Raw genomic sequence first — 24691 nt, forward strand, 5'->3', positions numbered from 1 at the left:
CGGGTGCGCACACGCCCCGTGTGCCGCACCGCGGAATTGCGCCGGTCACCCGGATAGCCTGTCTATAATGGAACGCATTCGGGCCTGAATTCCGTCGTGCTTCTCGCGGCACGCGGAGCCGGTCGCCACGCGCCGCGCGGCCAGTCTGTCCGACCCGATCCGATCAATCGGCAAAGCGCACGGAAAGTGCAAGGAGAGGGCCATGATCGAAGCCATTTCGCTCGGCGCGGGGCTCGCGTGGGCGAGCGGCCTGCGCCTGTACCTGACGGTGCTGATCGCCGGCGTGCTGGCGCGGTTCGGCTGGCTTCACTTGCCCGACACGCTGGCCGTCCTGATGTCGCCGTGGGTCATCGGCGCCGCGGCCGTACTCACCGTCACCGAATTCCTTGCCGACAAGATCCCCGCGTTCGACTCGCTGTGGGATGCCGTGCATACCTTCATCCGTATCCCGGCCGGTGCCGTGCTCGCAGCCGGCGCGCTCGGCCATGCCGATCCGACCGTGCTCGCGGTCGCGGGGCTCGCCGGCGGCTCGCTGGCTGGCGCCGCGCACGTGGCGAAGGCCGGCACGCGCGCGATGATCAACCTGTCTCCCGAACCGATTTCTAACTGGATCGCATCGTCGACCGAGGACGGTCTCGTGGTCGGCGGGCTCGCGCTCGCGTTCTTCGTTCCCCTCGCGTTCCTCGTGCTGCTCGCTGCGTTCATCGCGGCGTCGGCATGGGCGCTCCCGCGCCTGTGGCGCGGCGTCTCGGGCGGCTTTCGCGGCATGGCGAACCACATGGTGTCGCGGCTCAACTCGATCGGGGGAAAACACGATTGAAGGGGCGGCAACACGCGGCGCAGCCGCCCGCCGGGCAACCCGGCCATGACGTGTCCGCGCATGCCGGCCGCTTCGGCCTGCGCGACCTGATTCGCCAGGCCGCGCGCATGACCGCGCGCGACTGGCGCGCGGGCGAGCTGACGCTGCTCGTCCTCGCCTTGGTGCTCGCGGTCGCGGCGCTGACGAGCGTCGGCTTCCTCGCTGATCGGCTGCGCCAGGGGCTCGAGCGCGACGCGCGCCAGATGCTCGGCGCCGATTTCGTCGTGCGGGCGGATCGCCCCGTCGATCCGTCGTTCGACCGGCAGGCCCGCGCGCTCGGCCTGCGTACCGCGACGACTGCCATCTTCCCGAGCATGATCGCGTCCGCCACGGGCGGACAGGCGACCGACGCGGCGCCATCGCGCCTCGCGGCCGTGAAGGCGGTGTCTCCCGGTTATCCGCTGCGCGGCGCGGTCGAGATCCTGCCGGCCGGTGCCGCCACCGCGCAGAAGGCCGCCGAGATTCCCGCGCCCGGCACCGTGTGGGCCGATCCAGCGTTGCTCGACGCGCTGCACCTGAAGGCCGGCGATACGGTGCGCGTCGGGCTGCGCACGTTCAAGGTCGCCGCATCGATCTCCCGCGAACTCGATCGCGGTTTTTCGTTCGTCAATTTTTCGCCGCGGCTGATGATGCGCGCGGACGAGCTTGCCGCGACGGGACTCACGGGTTACGGCAGCCGCGTCACGTACCGGCTGCTGGTCGCCGGCGAGCAGCCGGCCGTCGCGCGCTTCGAAGCGTATGCGCACGCGCGCGTCGACGGCGGGAAGCTGCGCGGCGCCGGTCTCGAGTCGTTGCAGGAAGGCCAGCCGCAGGTGCGGCAGACGCTGGATCGCGCACGCCACTTCCTGACGCTCGTCGCGCTGCTCACCGCGCTGCTCGCGGCGGTCGCGATCGCGATGGCCGCGCAGCGCTACATGCGGCGCCACCTCGACGGCTGCGCGACGATGCGCTGCCTCGGTGTGAGCCGCCGCACGCTCGGTGCGCTGTTCGCGCTCGAATTCGCCGGTATCGGAATCGTGTCCGGCGCCGCCGGCGCGGTGCTCGGCTACGGCGGCCACTGGGCGTTGCTGGCCGCGCTCGGCAGCCTGATCGATGTCGCGTTGCCGCCGCCCACGCTGTGGCCGGCGCTGATCGGCATGGGCGCCGCGCTCGTGCTGCTGCTCGGCTTTGCGCTGCCGCCGCTCGTGCCGCTCACGCGCGTGCCGCCGGTGCGCGTGCTGCGACGCGAGTGGGGCGACGCGTCGCGCACCGCGTGGGCCGCGTATGCGATCGGCGTCGTGCTGTTCGCGGGGCTGCTGATCGTGGCCGCCGGCAACCTGAAGCTCGGGCTGATCGTCGCGGGCGGTTTCGCCGGCGCGCTGGTCGGCTTCGCGCTGATCGCGCGGCTCGTGCTGTTCGCCGCCGCGCGTGCGGTGCGCAACGCGCGCGTGGCCGCGGGCGTCGGCTGGCGCTACGCGCTCGCGTCGCTGCACCGGCGCGGCACGGCCAGCGCACTGCAGATCACCGCGCTTGCGCTCGGCCTGATGTGCCTGCTGCTGATCGCGATCACGCGCAACGATCTCGTCGCGGGCTGGCGGCAGTCGACGCCGCCCGATGCGCCGAACCAGTTCCTGATCGATATCCAGCCCGACCAGCGCGCCGACGTCGCGGCCTATCTGGCCGCGCACGGCGTGCGTGACGCGGTGCCCGCGCCGATGGTGCGCGGCCGCCTCGTCGCGATCAACGGCAAGCCGGTGAATCCGGACGCGTACCCGTCCGACGAGGCGCGCCGGCTCGTCGACCGCGAGTTCAACCTGTCTTATACGACCGAGCTGCCGTCCGACAACCGGATCGTCGAAGGCGACTGGTTCGGCACCTCGGCCACGCCGCAGATCTCGATCGAGGCCGGCCTCGCGAAGACCTTGAACGTGAAGCCGGGTGACGTGCTGCGCTTCGACGTGACGGGGCTCACGGTCGACGCGCCGATCACGAGCGTGCGCAAGCTCGACTGGGGCTCGTTCCGCGTCAATTTCTTCGTGCTGATGCCGCCGCCGGCGCTGAAGGATTTCCCGGCCGTGTACCTGACGAGCTTCCATTTGCCGGCCTCGAACGCCGCGCTGCTCGATCCGCTGATCGCGCGCTACCCGAACCTGACCGCGATCGACGTCGCGCCGATCCTCGCGCAGTTGCAGCGGATGATGCTGCAGGTGGTCGGTGCGGTGCAGTTCCTGTTCGTGTTCACGCTCGCGGCCGGCGTGCTCGTGCTGTACACCGCGCTTGCCGGCACGCGCGACGAGCGCGTGCGCGAGGCGGCGCTGCTGCGTGCGCTCGGCGCGTCGCGCGCGCAGGTCAACGCGGTGCAGCGCGCGGAATTCGTCGTGGTCGGCGCGCTGGCCGGCGCGCTGGCATCGGCGGGCGCGATCGCGGTCGGCTGGGTGCTCGCGTCGCGCGTGTTCGACTTCCAGCTTGCCGTCGATCCGTGGCTCGTGCCGGCCGGCATCGCGGCCGGCGTCGCGTGCGCCGGTGCGGCCGGCTGGCTGAGCCTGCATAATGTGCTGCGGCGCCCCGCGCTGCAGTCGCTGCGCGATGCCTGAGCATTGCCGGCGGCCTTGAATATCCCGTTTTCCGACTATCCGTATGACCGATGTGAATGACGATGCGCCGTCGCAGCCGACGGCATTCGAGCTCGTGGGCGGCGAAGCCCGCGTGCGCGAAATGGTGGACCGCTTTTACGACCTGATGGACCTCGAGCCCGAGTTCGCGCAGATTCGCGCGCTGCACCCGGCTTCGCTCGACGGTTCGCGCGACAAGCTGTTCTGGTTCCTGTGCGGCTGGATGGGTGGCCCCGACCACTACATCAGCCGGTTCGGCCACCCGCGGCTGCGCGCGCGGCACCTGCCGTTCCCGATCGCGTCGGTCGAGCGCGACCAGTGGCTGCGCTGCATGGCGTGGGCGATGGACGACATCGGACTGCCCGAGCCGCTGCGCGAGCGGCTCATGCACTCGTTCTACGACACGGCCGACTGGATGCGCAACCGGCCCGGTTGATCGACCGGTACGCCGCCGTCCGCGCGCGGGACGATCTGCGTCTGGGCGCGCGCGCCGCGCGGCGCGACACTGGCCGCTTCCCCCAATCGATACGAGGCTCGCCCGATGACGACACAAGCGCTGTTTCGCGAAGACGCGTACCTCACGCAATGCGACGCGGTCGTTCTGGCCGTCGGCGACGACGGCATCCGGCTCGACCGCACCGTGTTCTATCCGCTCGGCGGTGGCCAGGCCGGCGACACCGGCACGCTGACGCTGCCCGACGGCGGCACGATCGCGATTGCCGATACGCGCAAGGCGAAGTTCGACGGCGCGACGCCCGACGACGCCATGCACGTGCCCGCATCGGGGCAGGAGGCGCGCGTCGCGGCGCTCGTGCCCGGCACCCGCGTGGTCGCGGAGATCAACTGGCTGCGCCGCTACCGCCACATGCGCCTGCATACGGCCGCGCACCTGATGTGCGCGGTGCTGCCGTACGCGGTGGACGGCTGCAGCGTGACGGCCGACTACGTGCGGCTCGATTTCGCGACATCCGACGCGATCGACCGCGACGACGTCGAGCGACGCCTTGCCGGCTTGGTGGTCGGCGCGCACCCGGTCACGACCGAATGGATCACCGACGACGAGATGGCCGAGCGGCCGGAACTCGTGCGCACGATGAGCGTGAAGCCGCCGATGGGCCTCGGCCGCGTGCGGCTGCTGCGCATCGAGCAGGTCGACCTGCAGCCGTGCGGTGGCACGCATGTGCGCAACACGTCCGAAATCGGCGCGCTGCGGGTCGCGAAACTGGAAAAGAAGAGCGCGCGCACCCGGCGCCTCGTACTGGAGTTTGCATGACGATTGACACCACCCAAGCGGGCGCGGCGGCGCTTGATCCGCAAGCGCGGGAGATTCTGGATTTCTGGTTCGGCGAGCCAGGCTCGGCCGAATTCGGGCAGGCCCGCAAGGTCTGGTTCAACGGCGGCGCGGCGTTCGACGACGTGCTGCGCACGCGCTATGGCGCCGTGCTCGACGCCGCGTGCGACGGCGCATGCGATCGCTGGGCAAGCTCGCCGTCGGGGGCGCTTGCGTTGATCGTCGTGCTCGACCAGTTCTCGCGCAATATTCATCGCGGTACGCCTCGCGCGTTTGCCGCCGATCCGAAGGCGCTCGCGCTCGCGCGCCGCATGGTTGCGGCCGGCTGGGACGCACAATTGCCGAGCGGACATCACCGCGCGTTTGCGTATCTGCCGTTCGAGCACGACGAGTCGGTCGACAGCCAGCGCGAGGCCGTGCGCCTGTGCGCGGGCATCCGCGACGAGGCAGGGTGCGAGAGCTATCACCGCTTTGCGTTGCTGCACGCGGCCGTCGTCGAGCGCTTCGGTCGCTTTCCGCACCGGAACGTGATTCTCGGTCGTGCGTCGAGCGACGAGGAGACGGCGTTTCTTCGCGAGCCCGGTTCCTCGTTCTGACGATCCGGGCCGGCGGCGTGACGCGGGGGAGGGCGCGAACCCGCGGATTCACGGGTACCGTGGAAACCGGCTGGCGGAGGGCGCGCACCGGGTTCAGGCAGCTGTGCTCAACCTTCGCCAGGTATCCAGGCCAGCACGAGACGGCGCGTTGCGCCGTCGTGCTTCACTGCAGGTGCAGTTCGGGCGTGCGCACGTAGACGCGCAGCAGTTCCGCGGAGTCTCCCGGGCGGGCGCCGGACCAGAACGGTTTCCACTCGCTGCCGGGCGCCGGACCGATGGTCTGCTTGCCCTGGACGATCATCCACGTGCAGCGGGCAGCCTGCGCATCGTCGATCGGCGTGTGCTGGATCCCGGAGAAGTAGTACAGCATCGGCGCTTCCGACTCGCCGAGACCGACGCTTGCCATGCAGTCGCCGTCGTTCCATTCGAGCGCGAGATGCGCGTTCAGGTCGTCGAACACCGAGCGGTAGCTCTTCGCGACGTCAAGCCACGGCAGCAGCAGCGTATAGACGAGCCCCCACGCGACGAGTGCGCCGGCCCCCCACGACAGCGCGCCGCGCCACAGGCCGGTCGTGCGCAGCTTCGGCAACAGCGTCAACCAGCCGACCGTCAGCACGAGCGCACCGATCACGAGCGGGGGGGCGATCGGCATCGTCCAGTCGAGCGGCAGCCAGCGGCCGAGCGGCGCGAGATAGGCGTGCGATGCAGCCGGATCGGCCATCACCGCCCAGATCGCCCAGGCGAGCACGGTGACCGTGCCGAACAGGGCGCGGCTCAGGTAATCCCATGCGAGATGCAGCCGGCTCGGCAGGCGTTCGATCGCCTGCGCGGCGACCAGCGCGAGCGGCGCGAAGAACGGCAGGATGTAGAGCTGGCGCGACGTCGCGGACACTTGCAGCACCGCGAGCCCGACGCTGGCGAACAGCACCGGCAGCGCGATCGCCGGCGTGCGCCAGTCGCGCCAGGCACCGCGCGCGAGCGCGACGATCGCGAGCGGCGCGACCGGGAAGCCGACGGTCAGGAACGAGCGGACGATGAAGAGCGGCTTGTCGTTTTCCGCGCCGAGCTCGGGCACCGAGAAGCCGAAGAACCGACCGACGTTGTTGTCCCAGAACCACGTCATGAACAGCGTCTCGGAGCGCAGGAACAGTGCGGTCGGCCAGACCAGCGCGAACGGCGCGAATACGAGCGCGGCAACGCCGAGCGCGCGTGCGAACGAGCGGGTGCGGCAGGCCGGGTAGATCACGAGTGCGGCCGTGAGCGTGGCTGCGAATACGAGCGGCACGAACAGGCCCTTCGCCATGAAGGCGATGCCGACGCCCGCGCCGAAGAGCGGCGCGGCCCAGCGGCCCGACGGCCGGGCCGGCAGCCCGTGCCGCATCTGCTGGGCGCGCGCGACATGCTGCATCACGAGTTCGAGCAGCCCGCAGAAGCCGATTGCGGTACCGGCGAACAGCGCGGTGTCGGTCATCATGTCGTGCACGTGCTTGATGACGACGAGCGTGCCCGCGCTCAACACGGCGGGGCCGATCACGCGCGGGTCGAACCAGGAGTCCGCGCGGCTGGCGACGCGCGCCGCGCGCGCGATGAAGCCGAATGCGAGGGCGGCGAACAGTGCGCTCGCGAGTCGCGCCGCGTCGTGCAGCGGCATCACGCGCTGCAGCAGCCAGGCGAGGCTGGTCGCGACCCACGCGTAAATCGGCGGCTTTTCCATGAACGGCAGGCCGGCATTGGTCGGCACGACGAAGTCGCCGGTCTCGAGCATGTGCTGGATGATGCCGAACGTGTAGGTTTCGTCCTGCTTCCACGGATCGTGACCGAGCACGCCCGGCAGCGTATACGCGCAGATCAGGGCGGCGACGAGCAGCCACGCGCGCCAGCCAAGCAGGAGCGAACGCTCGCGCATGGCGCTGGTTGCAGCGGTCGAGGCGGCGATCGGCGTGCCGGCGGCGTCGAGCGTTGCAGTGTGATCGGCGTCGGCGGGCGAGCGGGTGTGCGGGGCCGGAGCGGGCACGGACGTGCGTCGCCGGCTGGGCGCTGCGGTTCCAGGCATGGAAGGAATCTCGGGTCGAGTCGAGCCGGTCCGGCGACATGGGCTGGACCGATTAGGGGCACATCAAGGGGTCACGGACAGGTGTTGATGACACCGGTCTGAATGTCCGCTAGTAGACCACGGAATTGTTACGGTGGTTTACCGATCGTGTCACGGAATTGTGGAGATTTGTGGTGTCGTGACGACGGATCGTTTCGGGTGGCGGCTTTTGATGCCCCGCCGTGCGGAATTACCGGCCGCCGCCGACGTCGAGCAGGGCGCCCGTCGTGTAAGACGCCGCGTCGCCAAGCAGCCAGACGATCGCTTCGGCGATCTCCAGTGCTTCGCCCGCGCGGCCGAGCGGCGTGCTTGCCCCGAGGCGGGCCGCTCGGCCCGGCTGGCCGCCGCTCGCGTGGATTTCGGTCTCGATCAGGCCGGGGCGTACCGCGTTGACGCGCACGCCGTGCGGGCCGAGTTCCTTCGCCAGACCGATCGTCAGCGAGTCGACCGCGCCTTTCGACCCCGCATAGTCGACGTATTCGTTCGGCGATCCGAGCCGGGAGGCGATCGACGATACGTTGACGATCGCGCCCCCGCGGCCGCCACGGTCGGTGGACAGCCGGCGCGCGGCTTCGCGTGCGCACAGGTACGCGCCGAGCACGTTGGTGTCGAACATCCGCCGCAGCCGGTCGGCCGGCATGTCGGCGAGCGGCATCGACGGCGCGACGATGCCCGCGTTGTTGACGAGCGCGTCGAAGCGTCCGAATGCGGACGTGACGGTGTCGAACATCGCAACGACGTCGGCTTCGTTCGCGACGTCGCCCGCGACGACGCACGCACGGCCGCCCGCGTTGCGGACGGACTGCGCGGTGAGCTCGGCCGCCGCGGCGTCGCGCGCGTAGTTGATGCCGACGTCCCAGCCGCGCTCGGCTGCGAGCACGGCGGTCGCGCGGCCGATGCCACGGCTTGCGCCGGTGATGAGGACGGCCTTGCGGTCGGACGGTGCGGTCATCGTGTGCGGGTTCCGGTGACGGTTACTTGGCTGCGTCGGGTGCCCACTTGTCGCGGGCGGGCGGCTGGTAGCGACGCAGTCGCTCGATCAGCTCGGCGGGTTCCGACTCGACGCACAGTGCGTCGAAGTAGGCCGGACGCATGAAGCCCTCGTCGACCGTATGGCGCAGCAGCGCGATCAGCGGATCGTAGAACGAATCGATGTTGTAGAGCGCGACGGGCTTGCGGTGATAGCCGAGCTGCGCCCACGTGTAGACCTCGAAGAGCTCCTCGAGCGTGCCGGCGCCGCCGGGCATCGCGACGAACGCGTCGGAGAGGTCGGCCATCATTTTCTTGCGGTGATGCATGTCGGGCACGACGTGCAGTTCCGACAGCCCCGTATGGCCGACTTCCTTGTCGACGAGCAGTTCGGGGATCACGCCGACCGCACGGCCGCCGGCCGCCATCACTTCGTCCGCGATCACGCCCATCAGGCCGACCCGGCCGCCGCCGTAGACGAGCGTGAGGCCCGCGTCGACGAGCGCGCGACCGAAGGCACGCGCGGCGTCGGCATAGACGGGCCGCACGCCGGACGACGAGCCGCAGTAAACGCAGACTGCCTTCATTGCTTGGAATCCTTGGCGGGGGTGTGCCCGCCGGCGGCGCGAGGCGAACCATCGCGCGGCGGCAGGTAGTCGGTGAACTGGCGCTTCGGCAGCTTGCCGGAGACCAGGTCGTCGAACAGCTGGCGCGACCGGCCGCGCAGGTACGGCGCCATCACGGAGATCACGTGCATGCTGACCTGGTGCAGTTCCTCGCGGATCGCGTCCTGGTCGTTGTACTTGCGCGGATGCATCACGTACTGATACGACAGCCAGTACGTCGAAATGACGGCCATGTTGGTGGCGATGACCTCGATCTCGGTGGGCGTCGCGACCATCTCGGCGTCGGACACGAGCAGCTCGCACATGTCGTGCGCGAAGCGCACCTTGTGGCTGATGATCTGCTTGAAATGTGTCTCGAGCGTGCGGTTGCGGGCGAGCAGGTCGTTGAGGTCGCGATACAGGAACCGGTAGGTCCACATGAAATCGGCCATGTACTGCAGGTACGACCAGGTTTCGTCGATGGTTGGACGATGATCTTCGGGAAAGCGCAGCCGCCGTTCGATCTGCTGCTCGAACTGCGCGAAGATGCTGTTGATGATGTCGTCCTTGTTGCGGAAATGGTAGTACAGGTTGCCTGGACTGATTTCCATTTCCTCGGCGATCGTCGTGGTCGTGACGTTCGGCTCGCCGATCTCGTTGAAGAGTTTCAACGACAACTCGAGAATCCGTTCGCGGGTGCGGCGGGGAGGTTTCGCTTCCATGTCGTCCGGCCCTGTGTGTGCCGGACTGGCGGGCGCTGCAATCGATGCTGCGTGATTCGTCCGGCGCGGGTTGCTGTTCTATGTCTAGCGGACGATTATAAACCGGGGTTTCGCCACATCGGGGCATTTCGTATTCATCGCCCCCGCGCGGCGCATGGTGCAGCGCCGCACGCGGGCGGTGCGCCGGGTGCCCGCAGGGCAGCCGTCTAGAAACCGAGCCAGCGTGCGACGACCGGGCCGAGCACGAAGCCCCACGTCGTCACGCACGCGAACAGCGCGACCGTCACGGCGGCGCTGCCGAGGTCCTTCGCGCGCTTGGAGAGTTCGTGGCGCTCGAGCGAGATGCGATCGATCGCGGCCTCGACGCTCGAGTTCAGCAGCTCGACGATCAGCACCAGCAGCACCGACGCGATCAGCAGCGCGCGCGAGGCGGCCGGCACCGGCGCGAATGCGCCGATCGGGAGCATCAGCGCGGCGAGCGTGAGTTCCTGGCGAAACGCGCTCTCCTCGCGGATCGCGACGCGAAAGCCGTTCAGCGAATGCTTGAGGGCGTACCAGGCGCGCGTGATGCCGCGGTGGCGCTTGTACGGGTTCGGCGGCAGCGGCGTCAGTTGATCGTCGGGGCCGAGCGGCTCGTGCGCGTGCACGTCCGCTTCGGCGTGCGGCTCGTCCTCGTCGAACGGGCGGTGCCGTTGCGGCGTGGCGTCGGGGGGCGGGGTCTTGTCGTTCAGGTCTCGTTTCAAACGGCGGCACCTTCGGCTGGCGAGTACGCGGTCTTCGGCAGCGGCTTCAGATGCGACGCGAACTGTTCGGATGCCGCGCGCCAGGAGAAGCGTTCGGCCCACGCGCGCGCAGTCGTGCGTTCGATCTTCAGCGCCTCGAGACAGGCTTCCTGCAGGTCCTCGTGCATCGCGCCGGCGTCGCTTTCGCCGAGCACGTCGATCGGCCCCGTCACGGGATAGGCGGCCACCGGCGTGCCGCAGGCGAGCGCCTCGAGCAGCACGAGGCCGAACGTGTCGGTGCGACTCGGGAACACGAACACGTCGGCCGCAGCATACACCTTCGCGAGCTCGGCCTGTGACAGCACGCCGAGATAGTTCGCTTCCGGATAGCGCGACTTCAGTTCCGCGAGCGCGGGGCCTTCGCCCGCGACCCACTTCGAGCCGGGCAGGTCGAGGCGCAGGAACGCCTCGACGTTCTTTTCGATCGCGACGCGGCCCACGTACAGGAAGATCGGCCGCGCGGTATTGAGCACCTTCGATTCCATCGGCCGGAACACGTCGAGATCGACGCCACGGGTCCACAGCACGACGTTCGTGAAGCCGAATTTCTCGAGGTCCTGCTTGACGACCGGCGTCGGCGCCATCACCGCGAGCGACGGGCCGTGGAACCAGTGCAGGAAGCGGTAGGTCGCGGCGAGCGGGATGCCGAAGCGCGCCTGCACGTATTCCGGAAAGCGCGTGTGGTACGCGGTCGTGTACGGCAGCTTGCGCGCACGCGCATAGCGTCGCGCGGCGAGGCCGAGCGGGCCTTCGGTCGCGATGTGCAGCGCGTCGGGTGCGAATGCATCGATCCGCGCGCGCAGCTTGCGATACGGCAGGATCGACAGGCGGATCTCGGGGTAGGTCGGACAGGGCACCGTGCGGAATTCCAGCGGCGTCAGCATTTCGACGCGGTGGCCGAGCGCGGTGAGTTCGCGCGACGTGCTCTTCAGCGTGCGCACGACGCCGTTGACCTGCGGTTCCCACGCGTCGGTGACGATCATGATCTTCATCGCGGCTTTGTCCTGTAAGTAGGGGTGTGTCAGGCAGTGGCCTTGGCCTTGCGCGACGTGGTCTCCGACGGTGCGGCGCGCATCACCGTCCAGTAGACGATCTTCAGTTCGCCTTCCATCGTCTCGACGAGCGCGGACAGGCTTTCGACCCAGTCGCCGTCGTTGCAGTACAGCACGCCGTCGATGTCGCGGATCTCCGCCTTGTGGATGTGGCCGCACACGACGCCGTCGCAGCCGCGGCGACGCGCCTCGTCGGTCATCACCGTCTCGAACTGCGAGATGAAGTTCACGGCGTTCTTGACCTGGTGCTTCAGGTACTGCGACAGCGACCAGTACTGGAAGCCGAGCCGGCTGCGGATCCGGTTGAACCAGCGGTTCAGCACGAGGATCAGCGTGTAGAGCGTGTCGCCGAGGTACGCGAGCCATTTCGCATGCTGAATCACGCCGTCGAACAGGTCGCCGTGCACGATCCACAAACGTTTGCCGGCGAGCGTCGTGTGGAATGCCTCGCCGCGCACCTGGATGTCGCCGAACGCGAGGTCGCAGAACTGCCGCGCCCCTTCGTCGTGGTTGCCGGGGATGTAGACGACCTGCGTGCCCTTGCGCGCCTTGCGCAGGATCTTCTGCACAACGTCGTTGTGCGCCTGCGGCCAGTACCAGCCCTTCTTCAGCTGCCAGCCGTCGATGATGTCGCCGACGAGGTACAGGTACTCCGAATCGTTGTGGCGCAGGAAGTCGAGCAGGTACGGCGCCTGGCAGCCGCTCGAGCCGAGGTGGATGTCGGACAGCCAGATGGTGCGGTAGCGATGGGTGGACGAATCGGGGTCCTCATGCTGCGTGGCGTGCCCGGCAGGCGGGTCTTGCGACACCAGCCCGTCGGTTGCGGCAGAACCGGACAGAAAAGCGGTGGCGGCGCGGGCGCCGATGGGGTGACGGAACAGGGAGGTCGCGGACGTTTTCTGGCCCATGCATGACTCGCGCCGGTTGACATTACCGGCATTCCGCCATGCGGGCGTGACTGTGCCGTGACAGTCACGAGACGTTCTTATTACGACCGCTGTAGGGTGTTTAGCAGTGAATGACGGGACGTTGCGTAACCTGCCGTACGGAACGTCCGATCGTTGTCCGGCAAGGCTGTCGGGGCGGGTGGGTGTGGCCCCAGGAAAGTGTTTTCGTCTGGCGAATGCGGTGCGTCAGCGTGGTATCGCGACGACGCGCGTGCGTGCGATCCGGTCGTGCGGAAACTGCCGGCCGGCATGTAGCCGGGCGGCGCCGGCCCACGCGACGATCCACGCCGCAGTGAGTGCGAGCGTGACGGGCACCGACAGGCCGAGGAGCGGATGCAGTGCGAGCGGCGGCAGGAACCACAGCCAGCCGAGCGCATAGCGGACGAGCGCGTGGCCCGCGCTCAGCGGCCGGCCGCTCGACGATTCGAGCCGCAGCCGCCAGGTCTTCATCGGCAGCGTCTGGCCGCCGTGCGTCCAGAACCAGACGAAGTACGCGCCGACCACGAGCGCGATCCAGGCGGCGAGCAGGTTGTGATGGACGAGGCCATTGCGTTGCTGCGTCGCGAGGCCAAACGCGAGCCCGGCGAAGAACACCACGCCGAACAGCAGCACGCCTTCGTAGAGCAGCGCGGCGAGGCGTCGCCGCACGGTCGGCGCGGCGGCCGGGGTGTCGGGGGCGCGGGCGTTCGCCACGGGCGCTCAGGAGCCCTTGAACAGCGAGGGTGCGTCGGCGGGCGACACCGGCGCCACGGCAGCCGGTGCGGATGCGGTGCCGGCCGTCGACGACGCGGGCACCGGCGGCGCGACGGCGGCCGAGACGGGCGCCGGTGCGGTGGCTGTGCCGCTTGCCGCGTGTTCGCGCGAATTGACGAGGCGGCGGACGTCACGGTCGGCGACGGTCGGCGGTGCGCTGACGACGCTCGGCCGGCGGCGGCGCTCGGCGGCCGCGAGACGTTGCTTCTGCTCTTCGGGGAGTTGCTGGTACGCCTTCCACGCACGCTCGCGCGCCTGTGCGGAAAGCTCCTTCGCGCTCTGGTAGTTCTCGCGCGCGACGCGGCGCTGCTCGGGCGTCATCCGCGCCCATTCGGTCATCCGGTCCTGCAGGCGCTTTTGATCATCGGGCGTCAACTTCGCGAAACGCGACGCGATCTTGAGCCATTTGCGCTTGCGGGCGTCGCTGAAGCCGTCCCACTGGTCGGCGAACGGCGCGAGTGCCGCGTGCTGTGCCGGCGTGAGGCGCGCCCACGACAGCGGGCCGGTAGCGGCCGGCAACGGCAGGGGCAGCGGGGGGAGTTCGGTGGTCAGCCCGGTCGCAGCCGAGGCGGGCGCGACAGGGCTGCTGGCCGCGGCGGCGGGCGTCGCGGGGGCCGGGTGGAATCGTGGGTACGTGGCGACGTAGGAAACGGCGATCGCGATTACGCATCCGAAAAATACGGCCAGGCCGCGCTTCTGACTCACCCGTACGATCCCCTCGTTATTGTCTGTTAGTGAGCGCGCGACAGATACGCGTTGAACCCGTGATCGAGATACGCGTTGAGCGGCAGGTCGTCGCTGAGCATCGCCGCGTCGATGTCGGCGAGTTCGGCGGTGCGCTGCATGTCTTCCCAGTAGGCGATGCCGACGAGCCCCGCGAGCAGCAGCGCCAGCGGCCACGCGCGCAGCAGGCGGCGCGCGAACGACGCCTGCGGGCGGCTCGCGGGCGCCGTGCCGTACGCACCGGCCGCGCCGGCGAAGGCCGGCACGAACACCGGCACGGTCGCGGGTTCGGGCTTCTTGCGCGCGAGCGCAGCCCGGCGGGCGACGGCCAGACGGTCGGTGGTCGCGGCAGGCAGGTCGGCCGCGCGCTCGTCCAGCGCGCGGCGCACCTTCAGCGCGAATTCGTGTTCTCGATTTGCGGGAGCGGAGCTCATAGCGTGATTCCTTTGGCCTTGAGCGCGTGCGCCAGCGTATGGGTGGCTCGCGAGCAGTGCGTCTTCACGCTGCCCTCGGAGCACCCCATTGCGGCGGCAGTCTCGGCGACATCCATATCTTCCCAATAACGCATCAGGAACGCTTCCCGTTGACGCGCCGGAAGTTTCTGGATTTCTTCGTCGATCAGGGCCAGAACCTGCTCTCGTTCGAGGCGGTGCTCGCTGCTCTCGACGCCCACGTTGTCGTTCGCGGATTCGAGTGTTTCGAGGGGGTCGAAGTCGTCGTCGTCGGTGTTGTTTAGCGACGAGAAGAGCGTGACCCACGTGTTGCGGACTTTCTGCCGGCGGAACCAGTCGTGGATCGCGTTTTGCAGGATCCGCTGAAAAAGCAGCGGCAATTCGGCCGCCGGCCGGTCGCCGTACTTCTCCGCAAGCTTGATCATCGCGTCCTGCACGATGTCGAGCGACGCATCGTCGTCACGCACGGCGTACGCAGCCTGCTTGAACGCGCGCCTTTCGACGCCCGCCAGAAAGTCGGCGAGTTCCTTGTCTGATGCCATTCCGTGAAGGTATGCGCTGCGGACCGCTGCGTGGTGTAAAAGGTCGAAAAATTTCGTAAAACCCGCGGATGCTATCAAATTTTCGTGCCGCTTGGCACCGGGTTGGGCGCCGCACGTTGCGCGCGAGCCGCGGCGACGGGTGCCGGGCGGTACCCATGATGCGCTGCGGGATATTTTGCTTGACGACCCAATCGCGACCCGCTATCGTCAATGATTCGCAACATGAAGTGATGGTCTCATTTGAGGCTGGCCCAAGAAGCCTGCCCTTCAAACTGGACGCGCCGCTTGAACCCGAGCCACAAGCCCGGCAGAGAGCACCCGATCAATTTTTTGCCGAAAATTCGAAAGGTCAAAATGAACATGCCCAGCGCGGAATTCTCCACGTCGGAACCCCTTTCCCCTCCCGATAGCGACTCCATCGGCGGTACCGTGCTCATGAAGGCACTGGCCGATGAAAACGTCGAATTTATCTGGGGCTACCCCGGCGGCTCGGTACTCTACATCTACGACGAGCTTTACAAGCAGGACAAGATTCAGCACGTGCTGGTGCGCCACGAACAGGCGGCCGTGCACGCAGCCGATGCGTATGCGCGTTCCACCGGCAATGTCGGCGTCTGTCTCGTGACGTCCGGCCCCGGTGTCACCAATGCGGTGACCGGCATCGCGACGGCCTACATGGATTCGATCCCGATGGTCGTGATCAGCGGCCAGGTGCCCACGGCCGCGATCGGCCAGGATGCCTTCCAGGAGTGCGACACCGTCGGCATCACGCGTCCGTGCGTGAAGCACAACTTCCTCGTGAAGGACGTGCGCGACCTCGCGGAAACCGTCAAGAAGGCGTTCTATATCGCCCGCACCGGCCGTCCGGGCCCGGTGCTGATCGACATCCCGAAAGACATCTCGAAGACGCCGTGCCAGTACGAGCCCGTCAAGAGCGTGTCGCTGCGTTCGTACAATCCCGTCACGAAGGGCCATTCGGGCCAGATCCGCAAGGCCGTGTCGCTGCTGCTGACGGCAAAGCGTCCGTACATCTACACGGGTGGCGGCATCATCCTCGCCGACGCGTCGCGTGAACTGAACCAGTTCGCGGACCTGCTCGGCTACCCGGTCACGAACACGCTGATGGGCCTCGGCGGCTATCGTGCGTCGGACAAGAAATTCCTCGGCATGCTCGGCATGCACGGCACCTACGAAGCGAACATGGCGATGCAGCACTGCGACGTGCTGATCGCGATCGGTGCCCGCTTCGACGACCGCGTGATCGGCGATCCGGCGCACTTCGCGTCGCGTCCGCGCAAGATCATCCACATCGACATCGACCCGTCGTCGATCTCGAAGCGTGTGAAGGTCGACATCCCGATCGTCGGCGACGTGAAGGAAGTGCTGAAGGAGCTGATCGAGCAGCTGCAGACGGCCGAGCATGGCCCCGACACCGAGGCGCTCGCGCAATGGTGGAAGGACATCGAGGGCTGGCGCTCGAAGGACTGCCTGAAGTACGACCGCGAAAGCGAGATCATCAAGCCGCAGTACGTGGTGGAGAAGGCGTGGGAGCTGACGGACGGCAATGCGTTCGTGTGCTCGGACGTCGGCCAGCACCAGATGTGGGCGGCGCAGTTCTACCGTTTCAACAAGCCGCGTCGCTGGATCAACTCCGGCGGCCTCGGCACGATGGGCTTCGGCCTGCCGGCAGCGATGGGCGTCAAGATGGCGCACCCGGACGACGACGTGCTGTGCATCACGGGCGAAGGCTCGATCCAGATGTGCATCCAGGAACTGTCGACCTGCCTGCAGTACGACACGCCCGTGAAGATCATTTCGCTGAACAACCGCTATCTCGGCATGGTCCGCCAGTGGCAGCAGATCGAATACAGCAAGCGCTATTCGCATTCGTACATGGATGCGCTGCCTGATTTCGTGAAGCTCGCCGAGGCATACGGCCACGTCGGCATGCGGATCGAAAAGACCTCGGATGTGGAGCCGGCGCTGAAGGAAGCGCTGCGCCTGAAGGACCGCACCGTGTTTCTCGACTTCCAGACCGATCCGACCGAAAACGTCTGGCCGATGGTACAGGCCGGCAAGGGCATCACCGAGATGCTGCTCGGATCGGAAGATCTGTAACGGCGCGACGCGCGCCCGGCCCCTGCGGCCCGCCTTCACGAAGGGCGGAGCGGCATGCGGCGGCGCGCGGCGCGGGTGAATCGACACGGACACATTCTGGAAGAAGCGAACATGAGACACATCATTTCCGTCCTGCTGGAGAACGAACCGGGCGCGTTGTCGCGCGTCGTCGGTCTGTTTTCCGCACGCGGCTACAACATCGAAACCTTGACGGTGGCGCCGACCGAAGACCAATCGCTGTCGCGGCTCACCATCGTTTCCATTGGCTCCGACGACGTGATCGAACAGATCACGAAGCATCTGAACCGCCTGATCGAGGTGGTGAAAGTGGTGGACCTGACCGACGGTGCACACATCGAACGCGAGCTGATGCTGATCAAGGTACGTGCAGTGGGCAAGGAGCGCGAAGAAATGAAGCGGATGGCGGACATTTTCCGCGGCCGCATCATCGACGTGACCGAAAAGACCTACACGATCGAATTGACGGGCGCGAGCGACAAGCTCGACGCATTCATCCAGGGGCTGGACGCGAGCGCGATCCTAGAGACCGTGCGCACCGGCAGCTCCGGCATCGGACGCGGCGAGCGCATCCTGAAGGTGTGATGCCAGACAGGCACGCCGGGTGCGCCGTCATGTCCCGGCCCGCAGTACTCCATCCGAACGAATTGTTGAATTTTTGAATTAGCGAAGGAACCATCATGAACGTTTTCTACGACAAAGACGCTGACCTCTCCCTCATCAAGGGCAAGCAAGTCACGATCATCGGCTACGGCTCGCAAGGCCATGCACACGCGCTGAACCTGAAGGACAGCGGCGTAAACGTGACGGTCGGCCTGCGCAAGGGCGGCGCGTCGTGGAGCAAGGCCGAAAACGCCGGCCTGTCGGTCAAGGAAGTCGCGGAAGCGGTGAAGGGCGCCGACGTCGTGATGATGCTGCTGCCGGACGAGCAGATCGCCGACGTGTATGCGAAGGAAGTCCACGCGAACATCAAGCAGGGCGCGGCGCTGGCATTCGCGCACGGCTTCAACGTCCACTACGGCGCGGTGATCCCGCGTGCCGACCTCGACGTGATCATGATCGCGCCGAAGGCACCGGGCCACACGGTTCGCGGCACGTACTCGCAAGGTGGCGGCGTGCCGCACCTGATCGCGGTTGCGCAGAACAAGTCGGGCGCGGCACGCGACATCGCGCTGTCGTACGCGGCAGCGAACGGCGGCGGCCGTGCAGGCATCATCGAAACCAACTTCCGTGAAGAAACCGAAACCGACCTGTTCGGCGAGCAGGCCGTGCTGTGCGGCGGTACCGTCGAGCTGATCAAGGCTGGCTTCGAGACGCTGGTCGAAGCAGGCTACGCGCCGGAAATGGCGTACTTCGAGTGCCTGCATGAACTGAAGCTGATCGTCGACCTGATCTACGAAGGCGGCATCGCGAACATGAACTACTCGATCTCGAACAACGCCGAGTACGGCGAGTACGTGACGGGCCCGCGCATCGTCACGGAAGAGACGAAGAAGGCGATGAAGCAGTGCCTGACCGACATCCAGACGGGCGAGTACGCGAAGAGCTTCATTCTCGAGAACAAGGCAGGCGCACCGACGCTGCAGTCGCGCCGCCGCCTGACGGCCGAGCACCAGATCGAGCAGGTCGGCTCGAAGCTGCGCGCAATGATGCCGTGGATCGCGAAGAACAAGCTCGTCGACCAGACGAAGAACTAAGCACCGTGAGCTGTTCCGGCCCCTCGAATAGAGGGCCGGTACCAAAAAGCCGCCCGAAGGCAGCAGTGCCCCGGGCGGCTTTTGCTATCCTACGGGCTTTGCAATTCACCGAACACAGAACGAATCCATGAACTATCCTCATCCGATCATCGCGCGCGAAGGCTGGCCGTTCATCGCGATTGCAGCCGTCGTCGCGCTGTTGATCCATGCCGTCGGGGGCTTCGGCTTCGCGTGGCCGTTCTGGCTGCTGCTCGTCTTCGTCGTCCAGTTCTTCCGCGATCCGCAGCGCCCGATCCCGGCGCAGCCGAATGCGGTGCTGTGCCCGGCAGACGGCCGCATCGTGGCGGTCGAGACCGCGCAGGACCCGTACGCGAACCGCGAAGCGCTGAAGATCAGCGTGTTCATGAATGTCTTCAACGTCCATTCGCAGCGTTCGCCGGTCGATGGCGCGATCTCCAAGGTCGAGTACTTCCCGGGCGCGTTCCTGAACGCGGCGATCGACAAGGCGTCGACGGAAAACGAGCGCAATGCGGTCGTGATCCAGACGGCGAGCGGCAAGACCGTGACCGCCGTGCAGATCGCGGGCCTCGTCGCACGCCGGATCCTCTGCTACGTGCGCGCCGGCGAACCGCTGTCGCGCGGCCAGCGCTACGGTTTCATCCGCTTCGGTTCGCGCGTCGACGTGTACCTGCCGCTCGGCAGCCGCGCGAAGGTGTCGATCGGCGAGAAGGTCTACGCGTCGTCGACGATCCTCGCCGAGCTCGAACAGTAAGCGGCGGGACGCACGATGGCCGCATTCAAACCGCGTCGGCCGCGCAACGGCCAGACGCCACGCCCGTTCCGCCGTAACAAGGTGATGGCGCCCGATCCCGTGCCCATCGAGAGCCGCCGGGCTGCACGCCAGCGGTTCCTGAAGACGCGCGGCATCTATCTGCTGCCGAACGCGTTCACGACCGCCGCGCTGTTCTGCGGCTTCTTCGCGGTCGTGCAGGCGATGAACGTGCGCTTCGAGATCGCCGCGATCGCGATTTTCGTCGCGATGGTGCTCGACGGGATGGACGGGCGCGTCGCGCGCATGACGCATACGCAGAGCGCGTTCGGCGAGCAGTTCGACAGCCTGTCGGACATGGTGTCGTTCGGCGTCGCGCCCGCGCTCGTGATGTACGAGTGGGTGCTGAAGGATCTCGGCCGCTGGGGCTGGCTCGCCGCATTCGTCTATTGCTCGGGCGCCGCGCTGCGGCTCGCGCGTTTCAACACGAACATCGGCAGCGTCGACAAGCGTTTCTTCCAGGGGCTGCCGAGCCCGGCGGCCGCCGCGCTGATCGCCGGCTTCGTGTGGCTCGCCACCGACAACCGCGTACCGATGAAGCTCGGCTGGCTGCCGTGGGTCGCGTTCGCGCTGACGATCTACGCGGGCGTGACGATGGTGTCGAACGCGCCGTTCTACAGCGGCAAGGCGCTCGACGTGCGGCACCGCGTGCCGTTCGCGGCGATCCTGCTGGTCGTCGTCGCGTTCGTGCTGGTGTCGTCCGATCCGCCGCTGATGCTGTTCTGCCTGTTCGTGCTGTACGGGCTGTCCGGCTACGTGTTCTGGGCCTACCAGGCCGTGCGTGGGCGCGCGAATCCGGCGCGCTCGTCGCAGCGCGATCACTGACGCGGGTTTTTCGCCCGGAAACGGCGGCCTCCAGGCCGCCGTTTTCTTTTGCCCCTGTTTCGAGCCGGGCCGCCGCAAGCCCCGGGTGCCGTCCGATTGCGCACCCAGCGGAATGCCGCTATAGTCTTCGGCATGACCGCATTTCCCCGCCTCTCCCTCCTTCTAGCCGGTGCGCCGCTACGCGCGCTAGCTTTGGCGCGCCTGCCGCGCTGACCGTTCTCGCCCCCCGTCAAGCCTCGTCTGTTGTTGAGCGTCGCCAGCGGTGGCGCGATCTCATTACGTTTGATTTCCGTATAAAGAGCCCTGGAGCCCCCCATGACAGACAAGCTGATCATTTTCGATACGACGTTGCGTGACGGTGAACAATCGCCCGGTGCGTCGATGACGAAGGAAGAGAAAATCCGCATCGCGAAGCATCTCGAGCGGATGAAGGTCGACGTGATCGAGGCCGGCTTCGCGGCCAGCTCGAACGGCGATTTCGACGCGATCCACACGATCGCCGGTCTCGTGAAGGACAGCACGATCTGCTCGCTGGCGCGCGCCAACGACAAGGACATCCAGCGTGCGGCCGACGCGCTGAAGCCGGCCAACAGCGCGCGGATCCACACGTTCATCGCGACGTCGCCGCTGCACATGGAGAAGAAGCTGCGCATGACGCCGGACCAGGTGTTCGAGCAGGCGCGTCTCGCGGTGCGCTTCGCGCGCAAGTTCACCGATAACGTCGAATTCTCGCCGGAAGACGGCAGCCGTTCGGATCTCGACTTCCTGTGCCGCGTGCTGGAAGCCGTGATCGCCGAGGGCGCGACGACGATCAACATCGCCGACACGGTCGGCTATGGCGTGCCGGAGCTCTACGGCAACCTCGTGAAGACGCTGCGCGAACGCATTCCGAACTCGGACAAGGCGATCTTCTCCGTGCACTGCCATAACGACCTCGGGATGGCCGTTGCGAACTCGCTCGCCGGCGTGAAGATCGGCGGTGCGCGTCAGGTCGAGTGCACGATCAACGGTCTCGGCGAGCGCGCGGGCAACACGTCGCTCGAAGAAATCGTGATGGCCGTGAAGACGCGCAAGGACTACTTCGGTCTCGACGTCGGCATCGACACGTCGCAGATCGTGCCGACGTCGAAGCTCGTGTCGCAGATCACCGGGTTCGTCGTGCAGCCGAACAAGGCGGTGGTCGGCGCGAACGCGTTCGCGCACGCATCGGGCATCCACCAGGATGGCGTGCTGAAGGCGCGCGACACCTACGAGATCATGCGCGCGGAAGACGTGGGCTGGACCGCGAACAAGATCGTGCTCGGCAAGCTGTCGGGTCGTAACGCGTTCAAGCAGCGCCTGCAGGAGCTCGGCGTGTCGCTCGACAGCGAAAGCGAACTGAACGCCGCGTTCATGCGCTTCAAGGATCTGGCCGACCGCAAGGCCGAGATCTTCGACGAGGACATCATCGCGATCGTGTCCGAGGAATCGGCGCTCGCGCACGAGCAGGAGCACTTCAAGTTCGTGTCGCTGTCGCAGCACTCGGAAACGGGCGAGCAGCCGCACGCGAAGGTCGTGTTCGGGGTCGAAGGCAAGGAAGTGACCGGCGAGGCCCGCGGCAACGGTCCGGTCGATGCGACGTTCAATGCGATCGAGAGCGAAGTCGGCAGCGGTTCCGAGCTGCTGCTGTACTCGGTGAACGCGATCACGACCGGTACGCAGGCGCAGGGCGAGGTGACTGTCCGTCTGTCGAAGAGCGGGCGGATCGTCAACGGCGTCGGCACCGATCCGGACATCGTCGCTGCGTCCGCCAAGGCGTACATCTCCGCACTGAACAAGCTGCATTCGAAGGACGACAAGCTCAATCCGCAGCGCGCATAAGCGCCGCGCATTGCGCATCGCCGAAACGCCCCGTGCGGCCCTGTGCCGCCGGGGCGTTTTTTCATGCGCCGCTCATTCGGCGGCCGGCGCGCGGAACAGCCAGCGGCGCGCCGCCTTGCGCGGCGCCGGGCTGCGCCGCCGGAACTCGACCGCGATGCCGCGTCGCGGCGCATCGGCGACGAACGCGTCGAGCAGTTCGAGCACGTCGTGATCGATGTAGTCGGCGCGCGTCGCGTCGATGATCACCGCGGCCCGGTCGGGAATGTGCCGCAGGTGGTGCTTGACCTGGACCTTGCCGAGAAACGACACGTCCTTGCGGAACGACAGCAGGAAGTGGTCGTCGTGCTGCGCGAGCGTGACGGGGCTCTTCAGGTTCGCGACGGCGACTGCCAGCACGCTGCATGCGAGGCCGAGCGCGATGCCGAACAGCAGGTCGACCGCGAGTACGCCGGCGATGGTCGCGGCGAACGGCACGAACGCGGCCGGGCCCTGTTTCATCACCGCGCGGAACAGGGCCGGTTTCGCGAGCTTGAAGCCGGTGTGGATCAGGATCGCGGCCAGGCTCGCGAGCGGGATCAGGTTGATCAGGCCGGTGAGCGCGAACACGCTCGCGAGCAGCAGCATCCCGTGGACGATCGCCGACATCCGGCTCTGTGCGCCCGCATTGACGTTCACCGAGCTGCGCACGATCACCGACGTGATCGGCAGCCCGCCGACCGCGCCCGCGACGAGATTGCCGACGCCCTGGGCCTTGAGCTCGCGATCGGGCTGGGTCGGCCGGCGCTTCGGGTCGATCTGCTCGACCGCTTCGAGGCTCAGCAGCGTCTCGAGACTCGCGACGACCGCAAGCGTGATCGCGACGCGCCACACGTCCGGATTGACGAGCTGCGCGAAGTTCGGCCCGAGCTCCGCATGCTTGAGCGACGCCGCGAAGGCCGCGAACGATCCGAGTTCGGGCAGCGTCACGCGATGGCCGGCGCCCGGCGCGACCGACGGTGCGACGACGCTCAGCACCAGCGTGGCGCCGATACCCAGCACGACCACCGCGAGCGGGGCCGGCACCGAGCGCACCAGCGCGAAGCGACGCAGCGCGGGCGTGTCCCACGCGACCAGCAGCGCGAGCGAGGCGAGCGCGATGGCCGTGGCGGCCCACGCGACCGGCAGGCCTGGCCAGCTCGCAAACGATTGCGCGGTCGAGCCGCCGATACCGAACGCGAACGGAACCTGCTTCAAGATCAGCAGCAGGCCGATTGCGGCGAGCATGCCCTTGATGACGGGCGACGGCACGTAGGCCGCGAAGCGGCCGGCGCGCAGCATGCCGAACCCGAACTGCAGTACGCCGGACAGCAGGACCGCGAGCAGGAACGCGGAAAAGCTGCCGAGTTGGGCGATCCCTTCGACGACGATCACGACGAGGCCGGCGGCCGGCCCGCTGACGGACAGCGACGAGCCGCTCAGCAGTGCGACGACGATCCCGCCGACGATGCCGGACACGAGCCCGGCGAACGGTTCGACGCCGGATGCATTGGCGATGCCGAGGCACAGCGGCAGCGCGACGAGGAAAACGACGACGCCGGCGACGATGTCGCGCGGCAGGGTGGACAGGCGCTCGTTCAGTTTCATGGTTGGGGCGATTTCATTGGCTTGGGGGGCGGGGTGGGTCAGCCGAGCGCGTCGGACGTCGCGGCCTGCGCCGGTTCGACGTCGACGGGCTGAGTCGTGTAGCCGGAATCGAGCTCCAGCAGGCGGCCGTCGGCGAGCGAAAAGATCCAGCCATGCACGAGCGGCGGCCGTTCGCGGCCCTGCACGATCGGGGACGTGCGCAGCAGCCGCACCTGTTCAAGCACGTTGAGTTCGGCGAGGCGGTCGGCGGCGGCCGTGTCGTCGAGCCCGTCCAGCGTGTCGCGATGGCGCCGCGCGAGCGCGCAGAGCGGCGCGATACGGCGTGCGACGTGCGGCAGGTCGGACGGCGGCGGCAGCAGCGACGCGCGTACGCCGCCGCATCCGTAGTGCCCGCACACGATCACGTGGTCGACCTGCAGCACGCGCACCGCGTACTCGAGCACGCTGGCGGAATTGTCGTCGTCGGGATGGAACAGGTTCGCGATGTTGCGATGGACGAACAGCTCGCCGGGTGCGCAGTGCGTGATGGTTTCGGCCGGCACGCGGCTGTCGGCGCAGCCGATCCACAGCACGCGCGGGTTCTGGCCGCGCGCGAGCGCGTCGAAGAAGCCGGGCGTGTATTCGCGCGTTTCGCGGGCCCAGGCGATGTTGGCAACCAGCATGCTCTTGGGACGATTCATGAGGACTCCTTTGTGATAAAGGCAAACGAATATCGGCAGAAATGACGCAATGGCATTCTTTCTAA

General features: G+C 67.5%; 24 protein-coding genes. 11 read left to right on the top strand and 13 right to left on the bottom strand.

Annotated features, from left to right (window positions below; all coding sequences use genetic code 11):
* The first annotated feature begins 202 nt into the window (after positions 1-202).
* From QZM67_RS28140 to QZM67_RS28160, 5 genes are all read left to right on the top strand, one after another.
* The gene (locus QZM67_RS28140) at positions 203-820 is read left to right on the top strand and encodes a DUF4126 domain-containing protein (RefSeq protein WP_043188903.1); all 618 of its coding nucleotides are present in this window, start codon (positions 203-205) and stop codon (positions 818-820) included.
* Positions 817-3432 (top strand): ABC transporter permease, encoded by a 2616-nt coding sequence (locus QZM67_RS28145; RefSeq protein ID WP_301808422.1) that lies wholly within the window; start codon positions 817-819, stop codon positions 3430-3432. Before QZM67_RS28140 ends, QZM67_RS28145 begins: the two co-directional genes overlap by 4 nt.
* A 43-nt stretch (positions 3433-3475) precedes the next feature.
* Positions 3476-3886, top strand: coding sequence for a group II truncated hemoglobin (locus QZM67_RS28150; protein ID WP_174961653.1), 411 nt, complete (start codon positions 3476-3478; stop codon positions 3884-3886).
* Between the two features lie 105 nt (positions 3887-3991).
* Positions 3992-4723 carry an alanyl-tRNA editing protein gene (locus QZM67_RS28155; protein WP_301808425.1) on the top strand — a complete coding sequence of 244 codons (732 nt, stop codon included), beginning with the start codon at positions 3992-3994 and terminating at the stop codon, positions 4721-4723.
* The gene (locus tag QZM67_RS28160; RefSeq protein ID WP_301808428.1) at positions 4720-5337 is read left to right on the top strand and encodes a DUF924 family protein; all 618 of its coding nucleotides are present in this window, start codon (positions 4720-4722) and stop codon (positions 5335-5337) included. The genes QZM67_RS28155 and QZM67_RS28160 overlap by 4 nt, the downstream gene beginning before the upstream one ends.
* A 163-nt stretch (positions 5338-5500) precedes the next feature.
* On the opposite strand, the gene QZM67_RS28165 is transcribed toward QZM67_RS28160, so the two are convergent.
* The 11 genes from QZM67_RS28165 to QZM67_RS28215 all read right to left on the bottom strand — a co-directional run bounded on the left by QZM67_RS28165 (position 5501) and on the right by QZM67_RS28215 (position 14976).
* Positions 5501-7390 (bottom strand): glycosyltransferase family 39 protein, encoded by a 1890-nt coding sequence (locus tag QZM67_RS28165; protein ID WP_301808432.1) that lies wholly within the window; start codon positions 7388-7390, stop codon positions 5501-5503.
* 229 nt (positions 7391-7619) lie between these two features.
* Positions 7620-8381: an SDR family oxidoreductase gene (locus tag QZM67_RS28170; RefSeq protein ID WP_301808435.1), complete on the bottom strand. Its 762-nt coding sequence runs from the start codon at positions 8379-8381 to the stop codon at positions 7620-7622.
* 22 nt (positions 8382-8403) lie between these two features.
* Positions 8404-8985, bottom strand: a complete 582-nt coding sequence (locus QZM67_RS28175) for a TIGR00730 family Rossman fold protein (protein ID WP_301808436.1) — start codon at positions 8983-8985, stop codon at positions 8404-8406.
* Positions 8982-9725, bottom strand: coding sequence for a TetR/AcrR family transcriptional regulator (locus tag QZM67_RS28180; protein WP_043188886.1), 744 nt, complete (start codon positions 9723-9725; stop codon positions 8982-8984). The genes QZM67_RS28175 and QZM67_RS28180 overlap by 4 nt, the downstream gene beginning before the upstream one ends.
* Positions 9726-9931: 206 nt before the next feature.
* The gene (locus QZM67_RS28185; protein WP_043188884.1) at positions 9932-10468 is read right to left on the bottom strand and encodes a diacylglycerol kinase; all 537 of its coding nucleotides are present in this window, start codon (positions 10466-10468) and stop codon (positions 9932-9934) included.
* Positions 10465-11499 (bottom strand): glycosyltransferase family 1 protein, encoded by a 1035-nt coding sequence (locus QZM67_RS28190; protein ID WP_043188882.1) that lies wholly within the window; start codon positions 11497-11499, stop codon positions 10465-10467. Before QZM67_RS28190 ends, QZM67_RS28185 begins: the two co-directional genes overlap by 4 nt.
* A gap of 29 nt (positions 11500-11528) precedes the next feature.
* Positions 11529-12467, bottom strand: coding sequence for a UDP-2,3-diacylglucosamine diphosphatase (locus tag QZM67_RS28195; protein ID WP_043188880.1), 939 nt, complete (start codon positions 12465-12467; stop codon positions 11529-11531).
* Positions 12468-12692: 225 nt separating this feature from the next.
* Positions 12693-13199, bottom strand: coding sequence for an RDD family protein (locus tag QZM67_RS28200; protein WP_301808440.1), 507 nt, complete (start codon positions 13197-13199; stop codon positions 12693-12695).
* Between the two features lie 6 nt (positions 13200-13205).
* Positions 13206-13964, bottom strand: a complete 759-nt coding sequence (locus QZM67_RS28205) for a DUF3106 domain-containing protein (RefSeq protein WP_301808441.1) — start codon at positions 13962-13964, stop codon at positions 13206-13208.
* A 26-nt stretch (positions 13965-13990) separates the two neighbouring features.
* Positions 13991-14416, bottom strand: a complete 426-nt coding sequence (locus QZM67_RS28210; protein ID WP_043188876.1) for a DUF3619 family protein — start codon at positions 14414-14416, stop codon at positions 13991-13993.
* The gene (locus QZM67_RS28215) at positions 14413-14976 is read right to left on the bottom strand and encodes an RNA polymerase sigma factor (protein ID WP_043188875.1); all 564 of its coding nucleotides are present in this window, start codon (positions 14974-14976) and stop codon (positions 14413-14415) included. The genes QZM67_RS28210 and QZM67_RS28215 overlap by 4 nt, the downstream gene beginning before the upstream one ends.
* Positions 14977-15330: 354 nt before the next feature.
* Here QZM67_RS28215 and QZM67_RS28220 point away from each other — a divergent pair, with 354 nt between their 5' ends.
* The 6 genes from QZM67_RS28220 (at position 15331) to QZM67_RS28245 (ending at position 22323) form a co-directional block, all read left to right on the top strand.
* A complete protein-coding gene (locus QZM67_RS28220) occupies positions 15331-17094 on the top strand; it encodes an acetolactate synthase 3 catalytic subunit (RefSeq protein WP_043188873.1) in 1764 nt (587 codons plus the stop codon).
* Between the two features lie 111 nt (positions 17095-17205).
* Positions 17206-17697, top strand: coding sequence for an acetolactate synthase small subunit (gene ilvN, locus QZM67_RS28225; protein ID WP_160926171.1), 492 nt, complete (start codon positions 17206-17208; stop codon positions 17695-17697).
* A gap of 95 nt (positions 17698-17792) precedes the next feature.
* Positions 17793-18809 (top strand): ketol-acid reductoisomerase, encoded by a 1017-nt coding sequence (gene ilvC / locus QZM67_RS28230; protein WP_043188872.1) that lies wholly within the window; start codon positions 17793-17795, stop codon positions 18807-18809.
* A 127-nt stretch (positions 18810-18936) separates the two neighbouring features.
* A complete protein-coding gene (locus QZM67_RS28235) occupies positions 18937-19581 on the top strand; it encodes a phosphatidylserine decarboxylase (RefSeq protein WP_301808444.1) in 645 nt (214 codons plus the stop codon).
* A gap of 15 nt (positions 19582-19596) precedes the next feature.
* On the top strand, positions 19597-20463 hold the full coding sequence (gene pssA / locus QZM67_RS28240) for a CDP-diacylglycerol--serine O-phosphatidyltransferase (protein WP_043188870.1): 867 nt from the start codon (positions 19597-19599) through the stop codon (positions 20461-20463).
* A gap of 315 nt (positions 20464-20778) precedes the next feature.
* Positions 20779-22323, top strand: coding sequence for a 2-isopropylmalate synthase (locus QZM67_RS28245; protein ID WP_043188868.1), 1545 nt, complete (start codon positions 20779-20781; stop codon positions 22321-22323).
* Positions 22324-22395: 72 nt separating this feature from the next.
* On the opposite strand, the gene QZM67_RS28250 is transcribed toward QZM67_RS28245, so the two are convergent.
* Positions 22396-23946 (bottom strand): SulP family inorganic anion transporter, encoded by a 1551-nt coding sequence (locus QZM67_RS28250; RefSeq protein WP_301808448.1) that lies wholly within the window; start codon positions 23944-23946, stop codon positions 22396-22398.
* A gap of 38 nt (positions 23947-23984) precedes the next feature.
* Entirely contained in the window at positions 23985-24626 is a 642-nt protein-coding gene (locus QZM67_RS28255; RefSeq protein WP_301808452.1) for a carbonic anhydrase, read from the bottom strand.
* Between the last annotated feature and the right edge of the window lie 65 nt (positions 24627-24691).

Origin of the sequence: Burkholderia sp. AU45251 (assembly GCF_030482905.1) — a bacterium.
Taxonomy (GTDB): Bacteria; Pseudomonadota; Gammaproteobacteria; order Burkholderiales; family Burkholderiaceae; genus Burkholderia; species Burkholderia aenigmatica.